This window comes from Epilithonimonas sp. KH_059 (genome assembly GCF_057838485.1).
The window spans coordinates 2,232,064-2,248,348 of record NZ_CM174468.1; the positions used below are offsets into that span (position 1 = coordinate 2,232,064).

The 16,285-nt window shown below is 39.8% G+C and carries 17 protein-coding genes and 1 tRNA gene; 9 read left to right on the forward strand and 9 right to left on the reverse strand.

Annotated features, from left to right (window positions below; genetic code table 11):
• Positions 1-18 precede the first annotated feature (18 nt).
• The gene (locus AC3IRX_RS10530) at positions 19-1,383 is read left to right on the forward strand and encodes a peptidylprolyl isomerase (RefSeq protein WP_489211486.1); all 1,365 of its coding nucleotides are present in this window, start codon (positions 19-21) and stop codon (positions 1,381-1,383) included.
• A 48-nt stretch (positions 1,384-1,431) separates the two neighbouring features.
• On the forward strand, positions 1,432-2,421 hold the full coding sequence (locus AC3IRX_RS10535; protein WP_489210272.1) for an NAD(P)H-dependent flavin oxidoreductase: 990 nt from the start codon (positions 1,432-1,434) through the stop codon (positions 2,419-2,421).
• 49 nt (positions 2,422-2,470) lie between these two features.
• Here AC3IRX_RS10535 and AC3IRX_RS10540 read toward each other — a convergent pair whose 3' ends face one another.
• A complete protein-coding gene (locus tag AC3IRX_RS10540) occupies positions 2,471-2,761 on the reverse strand; it encodes a rhodanese-like domain-containing protein (protein WP_459084360.1) in 291 nt (96 codons plus the stop codon).
• A gap of 112 nt (positions 2,762-2,873) precedes the next feature.
• Here AC3IRX_RS10540 and queG point away from each other — a divergent pair, with 112 nt between their 5' ends.
• Entirely contained in the window at positions 2,874-3,800 is a 927-nt protein-coding gene (gene queG / locus AC3IRX_RS10545) for a tRNA epoxyqueuosine(34) reductase QueG (protein ID WP_489210274.1), read from the forward strand.
• Positions 3,801-3,823: 23 nt separating this feature from the next.
• On the opposite strand, the gene AC3IRX_RS10550 is transcribed toward queG, so the two are convergent.
• The 5 genes from AC3IRX_RS10550 to AC3IRX_RS10570 all read right to left on the reverse strand — a co-directional run bounded on the left by AC3IRX_RS10550 (position 3,824) and on the right by AC3IRX_RS10570 (position 7,894).
• Complete coding sequence (locus AC3IRX_RS10550) at positions 3,824-4,321, reverse strand: hypothetical protein (protein WP_489210276.1); 498 nt, start codon at positions 4,319-4,321, stop codon at positions 3,824-3,826.
• A 70-nt stretch (positions 4,322-4,391) separates the two neighbouring features.
• Positions 4,392-5,729 (reverse strand): hypothetical protein, encoded by a 1,338-nt coding sequence (locus AC3IRX_RS10555; protein WP_489210277.1) that lies wholly within the window; start codon positions 5,727-5,729, stop codon positions 4,392-4,394.
• Between the two features lie 26 nt (positions 5,730-5,755).
• Positions 5,756-6,286 (reverse strand): YceI family protein, encoded by a 531-nt coding sequence (locus AC3IRX_RS10560; protein ID WP_459084354.1) that lies wholly within the window; start codon positions 6,284-6,286, stop codon positions 5,756-5,758.
• 699 nt (positions 6,287-6,985) lie between these two features.
• Positions 6,986-7,066 (reverse strand) — tRNA-Leu (locus AC3IRX_RS10565).
• Between the two features lie 60 nt (positions 7,067-7,126).
• The gene (locus AC3IRX_RS10570; RefSeq protein WP_489210279.1) at positions 7,127-7,894 is read right to left on the reverse strand and encodes an MBL fold metallo-hydrolase; all 768 of its coding nucleotides are present in this window, start codon (positions 7,892-7,894) and stop codon (positions 7,127-7,129) included.
• Between the two features lie 44 nt (positions 7,895-7,938).
• On the opposite strand from AC3IRX_RS10570, the gene AC3IRX_RS10575 reads away from it, so the two are divergent.
• Together AC3IRX_RS10575 and AC3IRX_RS10580 are read left to right on the forward strand one after the other, a co-directional pair.
• A complete protein-coding gene (locus AC3IRX_RS10575; RefSeq protein WP_489210281.1) occupies positions 7,939-9,363 on the forward strand; it encodes a TonB-dependent receptor in 1,425 nt (474 codons plus the stop codon).
• A gap of 3 nt (positions 9,364-9,366) precedes the next feature.
• On the forward strand, positions 9,367-9,819 hold the full coding sequence (locus AC3IRX_RS10580; protein WP_459112726.1) for a GAF domain-containing protein: 453 nt from the start codon (positions 9,367-9,369) through the stop codon (positions 9,817-9,819).
• On the opposite strand, the gene AC3IRX_RS10585 is transcribed toward AC3IRX_RS10580, so the two are convergent.
• Both AC3IRX_RS10585 and AC3IRX_RS10590 read right to left on the reverse strand, forming a co-directional pair.
• The gene (locus tag AC3IRX_RS10585) at positions 9,809-10,531 is read right to left on the reverse strand and encodes a helical backbone metal receptor (RefSeq protein WP_489210283.1); all 723 of its coding nucleotides are present in this window, start codon (positions 10,529-10,531) and stop codon (positions 9,809-9,811) included. The two genes, AC3IRX_RS10580 and AC3IRX_RS10585, sit on opposite strands and share 11 nt — an antisense overlap.
• 108 nt (positions 10,532-10,639) lie before the next feature.
• Positions 10,640-11,206 carry a pyruvate decarboxylase gene (locus AC3IRX_RS10590; protein WP_489210285.1) on the reverse strand — a complete coding sequence of 189 codons (567 nt, stop codon included), beginning with the start codon at positions 11,204-11,206 and terminating at the stop codon, positions 10,640-10,642.
• A gap of 175 nt (positions 11,207-11,381) precedes the next feature.
• On the opposite strand from AC3IRX_RS10590, the gene rpsO reads away from it, so the two are divergent.
• From rpsO to AC3IRX_RS10605, 3 genes are all read left to right on the forward strand, one after another.
• Positions 11,382-11,651 carry a 30S ribosomal protein S15 gene (gene rpsO / locus AC3IRX_RS10595; protein ID WP_459084348.1) on the forward strand — a complete coding sequence of 90 codons (270 nt, stop codon included), beginning with the start codon at positions 11,382-11,384 and terminating at the stop codon, positions 11,649-11,651.
• A gap of 223 nt (positions 11,652-11,874) precedes the next feature.
• Positions 11,875-12,372, forward strand: coding sequence for an RHS repeat domain-containing protein (locus tag AC3IRX_RS10600; protein WP_489210287.1), 498 nt, complete (start codon positions 11,875-11,877; stop codon positions 12,370-12,372).
• Positions 12,373-12,410: 38 nt separating this feature from the next.
• Positions 12,411-12,785 carry a transposase gene (locus AC3IRX_RS10605; RefSeq protein ID WP_489211487.1) on the forward strand — a complete coding sequence of 125 codons (375 nt, stop codon included), beginning with the start codon at positions 12,411-12,413 and terminating at the stop codon, positions 12,783-12,785.
• Between the two features lie 132 nt (positions 12,786-12,917).
• Here the strand turns inward: AC3IRX_RS10605 and AC3IRX_RS10610 are convergent, their stop codons facing one another.
• The gene (locus AC3IRX_RS10610; RefSeq protein WP_459084345.1) at positions 12,918-13,160 is read right to left on the reverse strand and encodes a GlsB/YeaQ/YmgE family stress response membrane protein; all 243 of its coding nucleotides are present in this window, start codon (positions 13,158-13,160) and stop codon (positions 12,918-12,920) included.
• A 366-nt stretch (positions 13,161-13,526) separates the two neighbouring features.
• On the opposite strand from AC3IRX_RS10610, the gene AC3IRX_RS10615 reads away from it, so the two are divergent.
• Positions 13,527-15,698, forward strand: coding sequence for a polyribonucleotide nucleotidyltransferase (locus AC3IRX_RS10615; RefSeq protein ID WP_489210289.1), 2,172 nt, complete (start codon positions 13,527-13,529; stop codon positions 15,696-15,698).
• Positions 15,699-16,285 lie beyond the last annotated feature (587 nt).

Consider the following 16,285-nt stretch of genomic DNA (forward strand, 5'->3'; position numbering starts at 1 on the left):
AAACTAGATAGTTTTATGATGGTAAATAATGTAAAATCACTTTTTTTAAGTGTGTTTTTTATAACCCTTTTTGCAGGAAGCGCTCAGGGGCAGCAACTTCAAAAAGGAGCATTAGTGGATGGGATTACGGCGGTAATCGGAGACGAAATTGTTTTGGAGTCGGACATTGACGAACAAATGAATTACGCCAAGCAGCAAGGTGCCCAAGTGAGTGACCGCTGTACGTTTCTTGCAAACATCGTGAACAATAAGCTTCTAATCTACGAAGCGAAGCGCGATACGCTTATTGAGAATAGAACGGCGGCAATCAAAGAAATGGCAAACGAGAAATACAACCAAATTCTTTCCCAGTTCCCAGACGAGAAAGCAATGCTTGCAGGTTATAAGTTTCGTAATTCTTACGAGATGAAAAATGCCATTGAAAAAATTGACGCGGACAATTACTACGGTCAGCAAAAATATGCTAGAATTACGGAGAAAGTGGATGTAACTCCAAACGAAGTAACCGATTTCTATACGATGTACCAACATCAATTGCCTATGGTAAAGGACGAGGTTTCGGTTTCACAGATTATGATGTATCCTAAATTAACGGAAGCGCATAAAGACGAACTAAAAGCCAAACTCTTAAAAATCAAACAGGACATTCTAAATGGAGAAAGTTTCGAGCAAATGGCTCGTATTTACTCTGAAGATCCTGGATCCGCTGCTCAGGGTGGTCTTTACACCAATGTTTCGAGAGGAAAAATGGTAAGGCCTTTTGAAGCCGCTGCCTTAAACTTACAAGAAGGGGAGATGTCAGAACCTGTAGAAACGGATTTTGGTTACCACCTGATTCAACTTGTAAAAAAGAGCGGGAAGCAGTACGATGCTAGGCACATTCTTTTAAAAGCGGAACCAAACGCGGAAGAAATTGCAAATGCGAGAAAAGAGCTTGATTCTATACGTACAAGAATTATTGAAGGAAAATTAACCTTTAAAGAAGCGGCATTCAAATTCTCGGACGACAAGAACACGAAATTTAATGGAGGTACTTTGACCGGTGCCGATGGAGGGGATAAGATCGAGAAGATTGATCTTCCCGCTACTTTAGCATATCAAATCGTAGGAATACAGCCTCACGATATGACAGAAGTATTCCAAGACCAAGCCGCCAACGAAAGAAAAACAGTGAATATTGTGATGGTAAACGAGGAAATCGCTTCTCACCAGCTCGCGATTGAAACCGATTATGAGAGAATTAAACATCTCGCTGCGGAACGAAAGAAGGCACAGCTTGTTGAGAAATGGGTAAAGGAGAAATTATCCGATACGTTTATCTCAATTAACGAACGATACCACCACTGCGCTTTTACCAGTGAGTGGAATAAAGAAAGTGAATAACCCTAGAAAATCCTTTAGAATCTCTAAAGGATTTTCTATTTTTGGTACATGAGCAATTTTATTCATTTTGGCATCGCAGAGAAAATGTACAGCGAGAAACAAAACCGTATTACCGAGCTTTTCAAAATAAAATACCCTATCATTCAAGGGGGCATGATTTGGCATTCAGGATGGCGTCTTGCGAGTGCTGTGTCCAATGCGGGAGGGTTAGGCTTAATTGGGGCAGGAAGTATGTATCCCGATGTTTTAAAGGAACATTTAGTCAAATGCAAAGCGGCTACGGACAAACCCTTTGGGGTGAACATCCCCATGCTCTATCCCAACCTAGAGGAAATCATTGAAATTGTCCTTTCCCACGGCGTAAAAATAGTTTTTACCTCCGCGGGAAGTCCTAAAACGTATACAGAAACCCTTCAAAAAGAAGGAGTGAAGGTGGCACATGTCGTGTCCTCTACCCAGTTTGCGGTCAAGTGCGAAGATGCGGGCGTGGATGCAATTGTGGCGGAAGGTTTTGAGGCGGGTGGACATAACGGTAGAGAGGAGACGACCTCCCTTGTTTTGATTCCGAATGTGAAAAGACATATAAAAACTCCGCTCATTGCCGCAGGAGGAATCGCCCTGGGTTCTCAAATGAAAGCAGCCCTAATTTTGGGAGCTGACGGAGTTCAGATCGGCAGTCGTTTTGCAGCCACGAAGGAAGCAAGTGCACACGATCTATGGAAAGAGCACATCACAAGTTTATCGGAGGGAAGTACAATGCTTTCTTTAAAGGAACTGGCGCCGGTTAGAATGGTGAAAAATGAGCTCTTTAACCAACTCGAGGAGATTTATGCATCGGGAAGAGATAAAGAGGAATTACGGCGCGTGCTCGGCCGAGCAAGAGCCAAAAAAGGTATGTTCGAGGGCGACTTAACAGAAGGCGAACTCGAAATCGGGCAGGTATCCGCCCTAATAGACCAGGTGCTCAGTGTGGACGAAGTCTTTGAAAGATTACTAGAAGAATTTCAATCGGCTACGTTTGTCGATTTTCTAGCCTAAAGCAAAAAAAACACCCAAGAGGTGTTTTTTTTAGGTCGTGATCTCAATTTTATTGATCTTCTAGAAGAGCCTGCAGTTGAATGTATCCACCTCCGTTGTAGCCTTCTTTTAGTCCATGGTCGTAAAGAAGTTCAAGGGCTTTTCCACTTCGGTTTCCACTTCTACAAAAGAGAATGACCGGATTGGGTAAGCTAGTGATTTCCTCGGCACGTGCCTCTACCTCACCTAAGGGGATATTGGTGGCTCCTTCAATTGCACCGTCCATTTCTAGTTCAATCGGTTCGCGTACATCAATTAAATGGTAATTTCCAGAGGTTAAGACTTCTTGTATTGTACTCATATGCTTAGAATTTTTGCTAAAGTAGCAAATTTTTAAATTCTATAAGGAAATTTCGAGGAATTCTTGAGCTCTCTTTTTTTGACATTGGAATTTGCTTTATCTTCGCAGTGGAATGAATGCATCAAAAGAATCTTGGACCCAATTGATTAAAACCAAAGCGAAAGCTTTTGGGTTTCAAGATTGCGGCATCGCTGAGTCTGGGTTTCTAGAACAGGATGCAAAAGCGCTTGAAAGTTATTTGAAAAAGGGCTTTCAGGGGAAGATGCAGTATATGGAGAATCATTTTGATAAGCGTGTGGATACAAGATTGCTTGTAGAAGGCTCCAAATCTGTGATCTCTCTGTCGTACAATTACTATCCAAGTGAGGAGCTTCCCACGCTTGAAAATTTTAAAATTTCAAAGTATGCCTATGGTGAGGATTACCATCCTATTATCAAGGGGATTTTGGCGCAGTTGGTTCAGGAGCTTCAGGAAGAAATCGGCGAATTTTCTTTTCGGGTATTTGTAGATTCAGCTCCTGTTCTTGAAAGAAGTTGGGCTCGCAAATCCGGAATCGGTTGGGTGGGAAAAAATGCGAATCTAATAACCAAGCAAAAAGGTTCTTTTTTCTTCTTGGCAGAGATTATCTGCGATTTGGAACTCGAGTATGATTCTCCGATGGGGGATTATTGCGGAAGTTGTACCCGCTGCATTGAGGCTTGTCCTACCGAGGCCATAGTGGAGCCTAGTGTCATTGATGGCAGTAAATGCATCTCGTACGCTACTATTGAGCTTAAAGAGTCCATTCCTGCATCGTTTAAGGATTCGATGGAGGATTGGATGTTTGGATGTGATATTTGCCAAGATGTATGTCCTTGGAATCGGTTTTCGCTTCCCCATAAACAGCCAAGGTTTGATCCCAATCCAGGCTTAGATCAATTCTCAAAAGCACAGTGGAAAGAACTAACGCAGGAGCTATTCTCCGAGGTGTTTCGAAAATCGGCTGTGAAGCGCACAAAATTTAGTGGACTAAAACGGAATATTGAATTTTTAAGTTGATTTTAGAGTATTCCTTACTTAGTTTAGGGTAAGGTTTTTAGACTCACTGATAGATCTAATTCATCCTGCACTTTAATGGTGCCTCCTAACCGAGTGGGCGGTGAGATGTGAAAATCACTAAATTGAACTCTTTTGGTTCCCACCAGTTGATTCCCTTCTTGGAATAGTGTAATGTCGTAGGTCTTTTGACTGCGCATGAGCTGAACCTCCAATGTGGCTTTGTAATAATTGCTTGTACCGAGCTTTTTAAGTTTTACAAAACGAATGGTAAGGTCTGGATACTTCGTGTGGTTTAGAGTTTTGCGAAAGTCATTTGTCATGAGTTTGTTTCGGCAATCAAAATCAACCACTTTTAACTGAATGTTTGGCAGCTTGTCACTTTGCAAGGCGGGTAGTAGTGGTATGTTTGTGTGGGTGCATTTAAAGGCATTCACGTTCGTTTTGCCGGCAATCACAATGCTGTTGTTTTGGGCAAAAAAGAAGAAAGGAAGCAGTAGAATTAATAGCTGTTCAATTTTCATATAGCAAGTTTCTAGAAAAAAAGGGGGCAATTGGATTGCCCCTCTTCCAAAAAAATTTAAAAAGATAAAATTAAAAACCTATGGTCGCTTCTAGCATCACTCCGTTGAATTGACCACCCATAAGTGGACTAGAGGCACCCCAAACAGTGTCGTTGTTATAGTTTTGATCTACGTATTCGATTTTTGCAAGTACATTTGGGGTCATGAACCAACCTGCACCGATGTTGTATCGATCGATCGAACGTTTTGCTGCGTTTTTGTCGTCTTTACCAGAAACCGTATTGTATTTGCCTCCGAAGTAATACTGCTCCTTCTGGCCAAATCGATAGAGAAGTTCAGCCGCAAGCTGCGTATAATTCCCACGGGTATCTCGCTTTGCACCACTTACAAGCTTGTTTCCACTTACATTTTCGAAGGTTCCGAAGAATTCAAGTCCTTGGTACTTTACGAACGGATTAATTTGGATGGCGGTCATTTCTTTAAACCCAGGATTGAATCGTCCTGTAGCGTAATTGCTGGTTCCCATTGCATCCATTTCGGTTAGTAGGACATAGTAATAGCGAGATCCTGCTCGGTCCGCACCGTAAAGGTTGCCCCCAGTGGTAAGACCGTTGGTTTTCATGAGGGATCCGGTTAGTCTAACGCGTAGATCCTTGTCCACTTGTTTGTCATATCCCACTTTAGCATAGAGCGACGGTTTGTTGTCGCTTTTTCCTTTTACAGCGGTTTGGTTGAGTTTTCCATTCGAAACTCCCACCATTCCTAGAAAGTTTTTGTGAAATAAGTAGGCTTCTAAGAAAGGTTCTGTGGTGAAGTTGTCCATCACTAGGTTCCCAACAAACGGGTTGTTTAAAGCCTCGGCGTTGTCGGTGCGTCGAAAATGCGAGTCTCCATAGTTGAGTTCATCCATTCCCAATTTTACTCTCGCGTACTGCATCACATTGGATAACAGTCCTTCGGATACGAAGTCTAAGTCGTCAATTTGAATGTATCCCCCTTTTACCCACGCTTCATTATGGTGACGCGCTGATAGGTAAGTTCTTAAATGCATTTTAACTCCTTTGGCTAGATAGGCATTCACATCTAAATTGGCGGTGGGAAGATTGACATCACTTCCTAAATTTAAGAGCTGAATTGCCTCGGACGTAGGTTGTCCGCTTGCGTCCAATTTGTACCCTAGATTTCCTTTGGTAGAATGATCCAGTGCTTGGAATTGCAAAGCGAAATCTCCTCCAATCGATACTTTGACTCCCTCGTAGTCAGGAGACTGCATTTTTGGATCCTCAAAGATATTTCTTTGGTATTTTTCAGGAGCTAAGTAGGCTCGCATGTCGCTGTTTTGTGCAAACGAAATGCTACTTGTGAAAATCGCGGTAGCGAGAGCTAATTTCAAGTTTTGAGTTTTCATTGTTTTATCATTTTAGAGTTACTATTCTAATTGGTTACGATGGATACGGATACTTTTACTTGGTCTCCTGTCTTTACTCCCATAAAGCCGGGGGTTTCCATTCCAAAGTCAGACATTTTTAAATTTTGAATTCCAACGATTTTGTAGGCATTTCCAGTTTTTGTAAGTGTCACGGGCATCGAAATTGTTTTGGATTTTCCCGCAATCGAGAGTTGAGCGTTCACTACCGATTTGCCTACATTTAAACTTGAAGTGGTAAAGGAAATGGTAGGTGATGTGCTAGCCTTTAAAGCACCGTATGCTTTGTTGTCCATCATTTTCCCTTTGCTACTTTTAAGGTTTTTCACAGGCATCGTAAATTTTACATTGGTTAATGTGTTCCCATTCTGTTGGGCGCTAAAGGAACCCGTAGTGGAAGTCATTGTCCAGTTGTGCATGGGTGAGGTTCCCTCTACACTCACATTTACACTTTTGCTCGAAAGCTGTTGGGCACTGAAAATTCCAGCTACAAAACTTAGGGACAAGGCGAGTAATTTGACTCTTGATACTTTTCTCATTATTGATAATTTTAATTGGTTTCATTTTCTTATACAAAGATACCTAAGGGTTTGGGTATTCGTAAATATTTAGAGAAAATTATAAGTGATATATATCAATACTCGCTAATGTTTTACATATATTGTAATTTAAGTTGATGGAATATAGCGATTGTTCAACGTTTGTTTAATTATTTATTAGTTTGATAAAAATTGATGGTTTTGGATTGGGAATAGTAGAAACCTTAGGAAAAACCACTATGATGAAAGTCATTCTAGTCGTTTGTGATTAGGATATAATTAAATTGTAAATTATACAGATGCGCCAAAATTAGAGAAGAATTCTCTCGCAGTTATTAGCTGAATTTTCTGTCGCAATTAGATATTTTGGAAAGAAGGTGGTCAAATTAACTGTTCTAGAACAGAACTGACTCCAACGCAGGATCTGGTATATCGTTTAATAGTAAAAAATAAAAAAGTTGCTAGAAGAGAATTAGCAGGAAATCTAGAAATAGAGGATTCCGAGATTGAAAAACACGTCCATAATAGGAAGGACGAAAGGTTCTTGGCAAATTATTTAGATGCAATAAGTTGCAAATTAATAGTATGGAACATGATTCACTTGCCTTGATTTATCCGTCTATTAGGTGCAAAACAAAACCTCTCGGAACCAAAAAAAAGTAATCTATTGAAATTCAATAGATTACTTTTAATTAATAGTACCCAGGACCGGGATCGAACCGGTACGCCAATGGCATTGGTGTTTGAGACCAACGCGTCTACCAATTCCGCCACCTGGGCAATTTTGGTGTGCAAATATAAGGTAAAATTTAAAATTTAAAAATGTTTTTCTCGAATTTGTTAGAATTCAATTTCTAGACCATCGTAGGCCAAAGAAATGTTCGGGTCAAGATCAGGGTCGTTTTCGAGGTGAAGACCAAAATGATGGCTGATGTGCGTGAGAAGTAAGATCTTGGGTTTTAGCTCTTCATTGAGTTTTTTAATGTCAGGAAGGATGAAGTGGGCGGGGTGTGGGTCTTCTTTTCGAATGCAATTTAAGATGAGATAATCCAGATCTTTTAAATTTTCTTTTTCTTCTTCAGGAATCAAACTTGCATCCGTGATGTAGGCTAAATTCTTGAATTTATAACCAAAGATGGGAAGGGTATAATGTAAGACTTGGATGGGCGTAATAAGAGTGTCCCAAAGAGTAAATGGCGTCGCGTCAATTTCATGAATCTCAAAAGAGGGCGCCCCGGGATAACGATTCTCAGCAAAAGCATATGGAAATCTGCCTTGTATTTCTTTTGCCACGCGCGCTTGGCAGTAGAGTTCAAGGTCTTTTCGGGTGCGAAAGATCAGGGGGCGTACGTCGTCAAGCCCAATAATATGATCGTTGTGTTCGTGCGTTATAAGTAGGGAATCGACCGAGGTTTCCTTGTATTTAAGCATTTGAGCGCGGAAATCAGGTCCACAGTCAATTAATATTTTATGATTTGAGTCTGTGGTTAGGATGGCCGAGGCTCTTAGGCGTTGGTCTTTAGGGTTTTGTGAGGTGCAAACCTCACAACTGCATCCTATGACGGGGACGCCTTGGGAGGTTCCTGTGCCTAGAAATTTCAGTTTCATTTTGCGCTCGGTTATTATTTTGGTAAATTTACAAAAAAATATAAATGTCCGAGATTAAGCAATTCTTAACCCCGAAACAGAAGGCATTAGCAATCAATTTAGACCATAATATATACGGCACATTTGCAGAAATCGGTGCTGGACAGGAAACGGTACGCCATTTTTTCAGGGCGGGCGGTGCCTCCAATACGATTGCAAAAGCAATGTCCGCATACGATAAGGAATATAGCAATGCAATTTATGGGACGGAAGACAAAAATCGTTTTGTCACCCAGACCCGTCTAAAGAAAATGCTTAGTCACGAAATGCGACTCATAAGCGAGCGGCTAAACCAATCGGAGATGCCAAACCGTCGCTATTTTTCCTATGCCAATACCGTCACAACGATAAACTATCACAAAACGTTTAAAGGTCACGGTTGGGTGGGACTTATGTTTCAGCATCAACCGAATGAAAAGTATAGTGAGATTATTCTTCACGTCCGATTTAAAGAAAACGAAGCGAGTTTACAGCAAGAAACGTTGGGGAATTTAGGCGTGAATCTTATCTACGGTGCCTTTAATTATTTTGACAATCCCCGGAATTTGCTCAAGTCTTTGTACGATGATATCTCAGTAGACAAAATTGAAATTGATACCATTCATTTTGAAGGGCCCGCTTTCCCTTATGTGGACAATCGCCTTATGTCTCTGCAGCTCGTGAAAAAAGGAATGACAGATGCCGTGATTTTCAATTCGGAAGGAAAGAACATGCTGCCTGCCGATATTCTCTATAAGAAAGATGTTTTTGCAGTTCGAGGTAGCTTTCGGCCGGTGACGCTCGTTAACACCGATATGTTTGAGAAGGGACTTCAGATGTTTCTAAAAGATACGGAAGGAAAGTCTGAGGATACTGTCATTATTTTTGAAATCACCACGTTTAATTTGCGTGCCACCGGTCGTATTGATGAGCGGGATTTCTTAGATAGAGTCGATATCTTAGCCAAGCTAGGTTATACGGTTATGGTTTCCAATTTCTCTGAGTATTATAGACTTGCGGAATATTTTACAGGCTATAACATTCGATACTTCGGGATTGCGATGGGCGTAAACAATCTTCTGATGGTCTTCGAAGAGCAATACTATGAGCATTTGTCTGGAGGTATACTCGAAGCATTCGGAAAATTTTTCCGAAAAGATATGCGGGTTTATCTCTACCCATACAAAGATCCAGACACCAATTGTCTACTCACATCAAAAACGTTGAAAGTAGATCGTAAGGTAAAAGAACTTTATAAATTTTTTATTGCCAACCGGCAAATTGTAGATGTAGAAGAATATGACCCAAGTGTACTTGAAATCTATTCGCGCGATGTGCTTGCGAAGATCACAAACCAAGAAAACGGATGGGAGGATCAACTTCCGGAAGGCGTGGCGGAAATGATCAAAGAAAGAGGACTGTTTGGGTATAAAGAATTTCACTTTGAATAAATCATGAAAGAGCTAAAAAAAAGATTGTTATTTATATTAGAGAGTCCTCAGGGAAGCTTTGAAGGCAAACTGAAAAAGATTTGCCAATTGTTAGATCAAGAGATCGAACATTTTAATTGGACTGGATTCTATTTCCGAAATGGAGACAAGGAGGAGTTAGTGATTGGTCCTTACGTAGGAGCTGAAACAGACCATACAGTCATTCCTTTTGGAAAAGGAATTTGCGGACAAGTAGCGGTTTCTAATGAAACATTTGTTGTAGCAGATGTACATGAGCAGGCGAATTACTTGGCTTGTTCCCTAGAGACCAAAGCGGAAATTGTGGTTCCAATTCTTAAAGACGGTGTGAATGTAGGGCAAATTGATATTGACTCTCATACGCCCAATGCATTTACACAGGAAGATAGAGAGCTTTTGGAATGGCTTTGCGAGGAAATCGCAAAGATTATAAAATAGAGATAAGTTCTCTGTAATCCGACTCAAACTCTAGCAAATGGGTTCCGTACCAGCTAAATGCTTCTCCATTGACCAGATGGATTTCAAGGTGTGGATATAGCGAAAGAAGTTCCTTCTTATGTTTTTCTTTGAAAGGATAGGGTTCGCTTGAAAGAAAAAGAGTTTTTTCTCTGGCGAGCTCTTCAAGAGGAACTGTGGGATAGCGCAAAGCATTTTCATGCGAGTTTTTAAATCCTAGTTGTTCTAGCATAGCGTGGATAAAGGTATCGCCGCCTACACTTAAATAAGGGTCTTTCCAAATGAAATAGGTAAGACTCTTTTCTTTTCTTCTCGGAAGAGAATTAAACATTTGATCTAGTTTTTCGTTAAAGCAGTGGGCTAAGGATTGTTTTTGGAGACGTTCCCCGAGCTCGCTAAGAAATTCCCTATTGTCATTTAAAGTTTTAATATCGGTAACCCAAACATTAAATTCCAATTGAAGCGTCTCGACTTGGACTTTTTCATTTTCTTCTTTGCTTGCCAAGATGAGGTCGGGCCGCAAAGCTCTTATTTGCTCCAATTTAAGATCCTTCGTGCCTCCAATGATTTGCACTTGAGAAACTTTCTCTGTAGGGTGGATGCAAAATTTTGTTCTTCCTACAATCTGGGAACTATCGAGCTCAAAATCAAAAAGTGTTTTGGTGAAAGAGGGGACTAGAGAGACAATACGCATTTGAATCGATTTGAAAATTATGGGCCCCTTACGACTTACAAAGGGTAGCTTTTTTCAAAGATAATATTCTTTTCGAAATTAGAACCGTTCCTCAAGGGCGATCCATGCTTACCGTATTTTTCGAATGTACTTACGGATTTCGTTTAATGCCCCGGTGGTTCCAATCTTAATAGAGTTTTCTGTACTTCCAAGGATGCGTTTGTTTTTACGATAGGTGTCGTAGGAAGATTCACTTAAGAGTTCTCCATTCGAATTGTACATTTTTAAACTTACAAGTACTTGATTAGAGAGTACGTATTTTCCAAAACCAACTTTGAAATATTTTATTTTTGGAACTACGGCAAGATCAAAATTATTGATTTTGCAAATTTCCTTGAGGGTTTCCACGTCTACATCATCGTAAATCATTGGAGTTTCCACTCGGTTTACTACAATGTTTTTAGATTTAGAAAACTCTTGGGTAACGCCGTCAAAAAAAGTTTGATAGGATGGGAATCGAATCTCCTCTATTCCAGGGTCAATTTCTGGATTGAAAAATAGCACCTGTTGAACGTTCTGTGAGCCAATATTTGAATTGGAAAAACTAGGTCCCTGTGCAGCGGATACGTTTATGCAACTCTTTAAAATTACAGCACTTGCCGCAACAAGTAAAATGGGGAATAACAGTTTTTTCATCTTTGTAGTAATGATGCAAAAATAGAGCCAATTCCTGGAATTTATATTATAAAATTTAAGATTTTTTTAACACTTTTTACGGGACTAAATTTTCGTTCAAAAACCGGTTTGCTCAGATTGGGGAATTGTTGTATATTTGCAGCTCGTTACATAATAATCATTAAATAATATTTGCATGTACTTAACATCAGAGAAAAAAGCGGAAATTTTCGCAAAACATGGCGGAGTTCCAGAGAACACTGGATCTGCAGAAGGACAAGTAGCACTTTTTACTTTCCGTATTAACCACTTAACAGGTCACTTGAAAAAGAACCAAAAAGATTTTGCAACAGAAAGATCTCTTGTAAAGTTAGTAGGGAAAAGAAAAAGACTATTGGATTACCTTAAAAACAAGGATATTACTAGATATAGAGCGATTATCGCGGAACTAGGACTTAGAAAATAATCCTTTTCAAACTAAAAAAAATACCGATTCAATTAAGAGTCGGTATTTTTTTTTTGAGACGGTTTTCTATTTCATATTTAAGTAGAATATTGACCTAATATAGTAGCCTACGGAATGCAGGGTGAGCAATTTGGATGAACTTATATATATCTATTCAACCCTCTAAACCTACCAAGTGAAATTGCCAAAACGTCAGATACGCTACGATATGAGTACTTAGCTGATGGCAGAAAACTGCAATTACAACATCAAAAATAATGGTAAAATCTACCATGGAGATTACCTTTACAAAACTCAAGGACTATCCTCTACCTTGGCCTATATCAAAACCAACCAAGGATATTTTGATATTTCAAGAAATGCGTACATTTACAATTATATGGATCATTTGGGAAGTGTAAGGCTTTCATTTTGGAATAATGGATCAGGAACCTTGGAAGTAATAGAAGAGTCAAATTATTATCCATTTGGTCTTCAGCATGAGGGCTACAACAAGGCAGCGATTCCCTCCGACTATCTATATAAATTTAATGGAAAGGAACTACAAGATGAAATTGGAATGTACGACTACGGTGCTAGGTACTACATGCCTGTGATTGGAAGGTGGATTAATGTGGATCCGCTGGCGGAAACCACACCAAATTGGAGTCCAACGCCTACGGCTTTAATAATCCTATCAGATTTGTTGACCCAACAGGGATGTCGAATGAGGATTGGGTGAAACAAGGAAATCGTATTTTTTATGACCCATCAGTTCCGATGGGACAACCCATGAACAAAATAACAGAAAGAAGCCGGAAAACCAAAAGTGCGTTCAGTCAAAAGAGTTCGTTGTATCAGGCTCAAAACTGTAAAGGGTGTCCTTTGCGAGGGACCTGTTTCAAAGCACAGGGGAACAGAATCGTAGAGAGGAACTCGAATTTAGAACGCCATAGGTCCAAAGTACGGGAAAACATGCTGAGCGAACTTGGAGAAATCAAACGCAAGCAGCGTAGTGTGGATGTGGAACCTGTATTTGCTCATATCAAATCCAACAGAAACTTCAAACGATTTACACATATAGGAATACAAAAAGCAGAATTAGAGTTCGGATTACATGCATTAGCGCACAATTTAAGAAAGAAAGGTGCTTAAACAAGAGCCTCTTTTTGCTCAATCACTACAAATAGTGCAAACCCACAAAATATTTACTTAAAAATTAGCATATAAAAGAAACCGCCTCAAAATTGTATTGAGACGGCTTCATTTTTTTTGGTTTAATTTTCATTAGACTCGCCTGCCGGTGAGTAGATTGATTATTGCCAGTAATATGATGGCTCCTACCGCTCCTGTAAGAATCTGACCTAAAATATTGGTTCCAAATGTAGTTCCAAGTAGCCAGTAGCCAATAAAGCCTCCAACAATTCCTACGACAATGTTACCCAGAAGTCCTAAGCTTCCTCCTTTAAAAATTTGAGACCCTAGCCATCCGGCTAAAGCTCCGATAATAAGTGTCCATAATATTCCCATAATTTTATTTTTTTAGTACTTTGAATAGCGCTAGATTTATGCCACAGAGCGGTAAAATGGAAATTTTGAAAAAATTCTTGAAAATTATAATTCTTATCCTTTAGGACCATTCGCGAAATGAAGATAGGGTAAGACCTTTCCGAATAGCCTCTGAAAATTTATATTTAATGGAAAGCAAATCTAAGTAAGGAGATTGAAGAGCTAGATTGTAGAAATTCAGGGTCTGATTTTTCGAAAACTCGGCGCGAAGTGTTTAGAATTTAGGGATTTTTCATGATAAAATCGTTAACTTTGCCCACGAAAATTTAAAATGTTTAAATAGTAATCGCACTCAATACGGAGTGCAACAAAGACGAAAGTAATTTTATGAATGCTCCACAAGCAATTATTGAAAAATTTCAATTAAAAGACGGTCGTGAAGTAACGATCGAGACAGGACGTTTGGCCAAGCAGGCAAACGGGTCTGTAGTTGTAAGAATGGGAGGTACGATGCTCCTAGCTACCGTTGTAGCAAACAAAGATGCCAACCCAGGGGTTGATTTCCTTCCCCTTACCGTAGACTATAGAGAAAAATTCTACGCGGGAGGTAAGATCCCAGGAAATTTCTTTAGAAGAGAGGCTCGACCTTCAGACGAAGAAATTTTAACGATGAGATTGGTAGACCGTGTTCTACGTCCCCTTTTCCCTTCTGATTTTCACGCAGAAGTTCAGGTGATGATTTCCTTAATCTCTTACGATAAAGAAGTAATGCCAGAAACCCTAGCGGGTCTTGCAGCTTCTGCTGCTATTGCGGTCACTGATATTCCTTTCAATGGACCCATGTCAGAAGTACGTGTCGTAAGAATTGACGGAGAGTATAGCATCAATCCAAGTATGGAGAATCTTGCAAAAGCAGATCTTGATATTATGGTGGGTGCAACCAAAGATTCAATCGTAATGGTAGAAGGCGAAATGAAAGAAATTTCAGAAGCGGAAATGCTAGAAGCGATTAAATATGCGCACGACGAAATCAAAGTACAAATTGAGGCTCAAGAAAGACTAGCGGCAAGAATTCCTGCGACAGCAGTCAAAAGAACCTATGAGCACGAAACCCATAACGAAGAGATTCGTAAAAAAGTTTGGGAAGAAACATACGATAAAGTATACGAAGTAGCAAAGTCTCCTTCTTCTAAAGAGGAAAGACATGATCGATTTGCAGAAGTTCTTGAATCCTTCTTAGCTCAGTACTCGGAAGAAGAAAGAGTGGAAGTTGCTGGATTTGCAAAAGTATATTACCACGATGTAGAAAAAGAAGCGATGCGTCAAATGATCCTTAATGAAGGGATTCGTTTAGACGGAAGAACGCCTCAAACGATTCGTCCTATTTGGTCCGAAGTAGATTACCTTCCAGGAGCGCACGGTTCTGCCATTTTCACAAGAGGGGAAACTCAGTCTCTTACTGCAGTGACCTTAGGATCTGTGAAAGATGCGAACATGGTGGATTCCGTAGCGATTAACTACGATCAAAAATTCTTCCTTCATTACAACTTCCCACCGTTTTCAACCGGAGAAGCAAGACCTCTTAGAGGAACTTCTAGACGTGAAGTAGGACATGGGAATTTAGCTCAAAGAGCTTTAGAAGGAATGATTCCTGCAGAGAACCCATACACGATTCGTATTGTGTCTGACATCCTTGAGTCAAATGGATCTTCTTCCATGGCGACTGTATGTGCAGGTACTCTCGCTCTTATGGATGCAGGGGTTAAAATTTCAAAACCAGTTTCAGGGATCGCAATGGGGTTAATTACAGACCCTAAATCAGGTAAATTCCAAGTTCTATCGGACATCTTAGGGGATGAAGATCACCTAGGAGACATGGACTTTAAAGTGACCGGTACAGCGGACGGAATCACAGCTTGTCAAATGGACATTAAGATTGAAGGCCTTTCTATGGACATCATGGAAACTGCCTTAAACCAAGCAAGAGAAGGAAGACTTCATATTCTTGGTGAAATTCTTAAAACGCTAGATGCACCAAGAGAAGATGTGAAACCACATGCACCGAAAATGGAAATTCTTGAAATTGGAAAAGAGTTTATCGGAGCCGTAATTGGACCTGGTGGAAAAATCATTCAACAATTACAAAAAGATACCGATACGGTGATTGCCATTGAAGAGATTGGTGAAATTGGAAGAATTGAAATCGCTGGAACAGACAGAGATAAAATCAATGATGCCATTGCAAGAATTAATGAAATTACATTTATTCCTACCGTAGGGGAGGTTTACAACGGTACCGTTGTAAAAGTAATGGATTTTGGAGCGTTTGTCGCGATTGCAAAAGGAACCGAAGGACTTCTTCATATTTCAGAGATTGACTGGAAACGTACGGAAAAAGTACCGTATGAGGAAGGGGATCAAGTAGAAGTGAAGTTCTTAGGGTACGACGATCGTAAAAAGATGAAACTTTCTAGAAAAGTTCTTTTACCAAGACCTCCAAGACCGGATCAAAAACCAAGATCAGAGTCTTCTAACCAAGAGGATCAAGCGAACAATTAATTTTTTCTCGCTTACACTATAAATTCCCGCTTCTGCGGGAATTTTTATTTAATTTTCTTTTGTTTTTTCATCTTTTGAATCTTCAAATCCACTCAGGTTGTTTTGGCCTGAAAATTGTCAAATGGGATTAATAAATCTATTGAATATGAGTCCAACATTATTAAGAAGAATTTTGATCTGGGTCGCTCCCCTCGCGATAGGATTCATCGTGAAAAAGTATGAGCAGAGACAGGAGAAAAAATCACTGGCAAAGCGACAAAATTCTTAAAATCAAAAGCAGTCTTTCTAAAGATTGCTTTTTTTTATTCAATAGATCCTCTAGCTTAATGGGTACTACTTCTTTTCTAGAGGAGGGAATTGTGGGGACCTAGCATTATCCTTTCGAATGCTCACACTCTAAATAAGTCCTATATCCTTTTCGTTTTGGGCCATTTTTGCTAGCGTATTCGTAAGAAGAGAAAGGGAATTAACTTCGAAATAAGCCTTATTCTCTCTCTTCCTTGTAAACATATGTTTAAAATATAAATAATTATTAATCAACTCGTTGGCTTTAAAATTGATGGGTGGGTTGCAGAGGGCAGGGTGTT

Excerpts from the sequence above, each read along its gene's own strand:
- AC3IRX_RS10530 (WP_489211486.1), top strand. The coding sequence starts at position 19 with ATGGTAAATAATGTAAAATCACTTTTTTTAAGTGTGTTTTTTATAACC.
- AC3IRX_RS10535 (WP_489210272.1), top strand. The coding sequence starts at position 1,432 with ATGAGCAATTTTATTCATTTTGGCATCGCAGAGAAAATGTACAGCGAG.
- AC3IRX_RS10540 (WP_459084360.1), bottom strand. The coding sequence starts at position 2,761 with ATGAGTACAATACAAGAAGTCTTAACCTCTGGAAATTACCATTTAATT.
- queG (WP_489210274.1), top strand. The coding sequence starts at position 2,874 with ATGAATGCATCAAAAGAATCTTGGACCCAATTGATTAAAACCAAAGCG.
- AC3IRX_RS10550 (WP_489210276.1), bottom strand. The coding sequence starts at position 4,321 with ATGAAAATTGAACAGCTATTAATTCTACTGCTTCCTTTCTTCTTTTTT.
- AC3IRX_RS10555 (WP_489210277.1), bottom strand. The coding sequence starts at position 5,729 with ATGAAAACTCAAAACTTGAAATTAGCTCTCGCTACCGCGATTTTCACA.
- AC3IRX_RS10560 (WP_459084354.1), bottom strand. The coding sequence starts at position 6,286 with ATGAGAAAAGTATCAAGAGTCAAATTACTCGCCTTGTCCCTAAGTTTT.
- AC3IRX_RS10570 (WP_489210279.1), bottom strand. The coding sequence starts at position 7,894 with ATGAAACTGAAATTTCTAGGCACAGGAACCTCCCAAGGCGTCCCCGTC.
- AC3IRX_RS10575 (WP_489210281.1), top strand. The coding sequence starts at position 7,939 with ATGTCCGAGATTAAGCAATTCTTAACCCCGAAACAGAAGGCATTAGCA.
- AC3IRX_RS10580 (WP_459112726.1), top strand. The coding sequence starts at position 9,367 with ATGAAAGAGCTAAAAAAAAGATTGTTATTTATATTAGAGAGTCCTCAG.
- AC3IRX_RS10585 (WP_489210283.1), bottom strand. The coding sequence starts at position 10,531 with ATGCGTATTGTCTCTCTAGTCCCCTCTTTCACCAAAACACTTTTTGAT.
- AC3IRX_RS10590 (WP_489210285.1), bottom strand. The coding sequence starts at position 11,206 with ATGAAAAAACTGTTATTCCCCATTTTACTTGTTGCGGCAAGTGCTGTA.
- rpsO (WP_459084348.1), top strand. The coding sequence starts at position 11,382 with ATGTACTTAACATCAGAGAAAAAAGCGGAAATTTTCGCAAAACATGGC.
- AC3IRX_RS10600 (WP_489210287.1), top strand. The coding sequence starts at position 11,875 with ATGGCAGAAAACTGCAATTACAACATCAAAAATAATGGTAAAATCTAC.
- AC3IRX_RS10605 (WP_489211487.1), top strand. The coding sequence starts at position 12,411 with ATGGGACAACCCATGAACAAAATAACAGAAAGAAGCCGGAAAACCAAA.
- AC3IRX_RS10610 (WP_459084345.1), bottom strand. The coding sequence starts at position 13,160 with ATGGGAATATTATGGACACTTATTATCGGAGCTTTAGCCGGATGGCTA.
- AC3IRX_RS10615 (WP_489210289.1), top strand. The coding sequence starts at position 13,527 with ATGAATGCTCCACAAGCAATTATTGAAAAATTTCAATTAAAAGACGGT.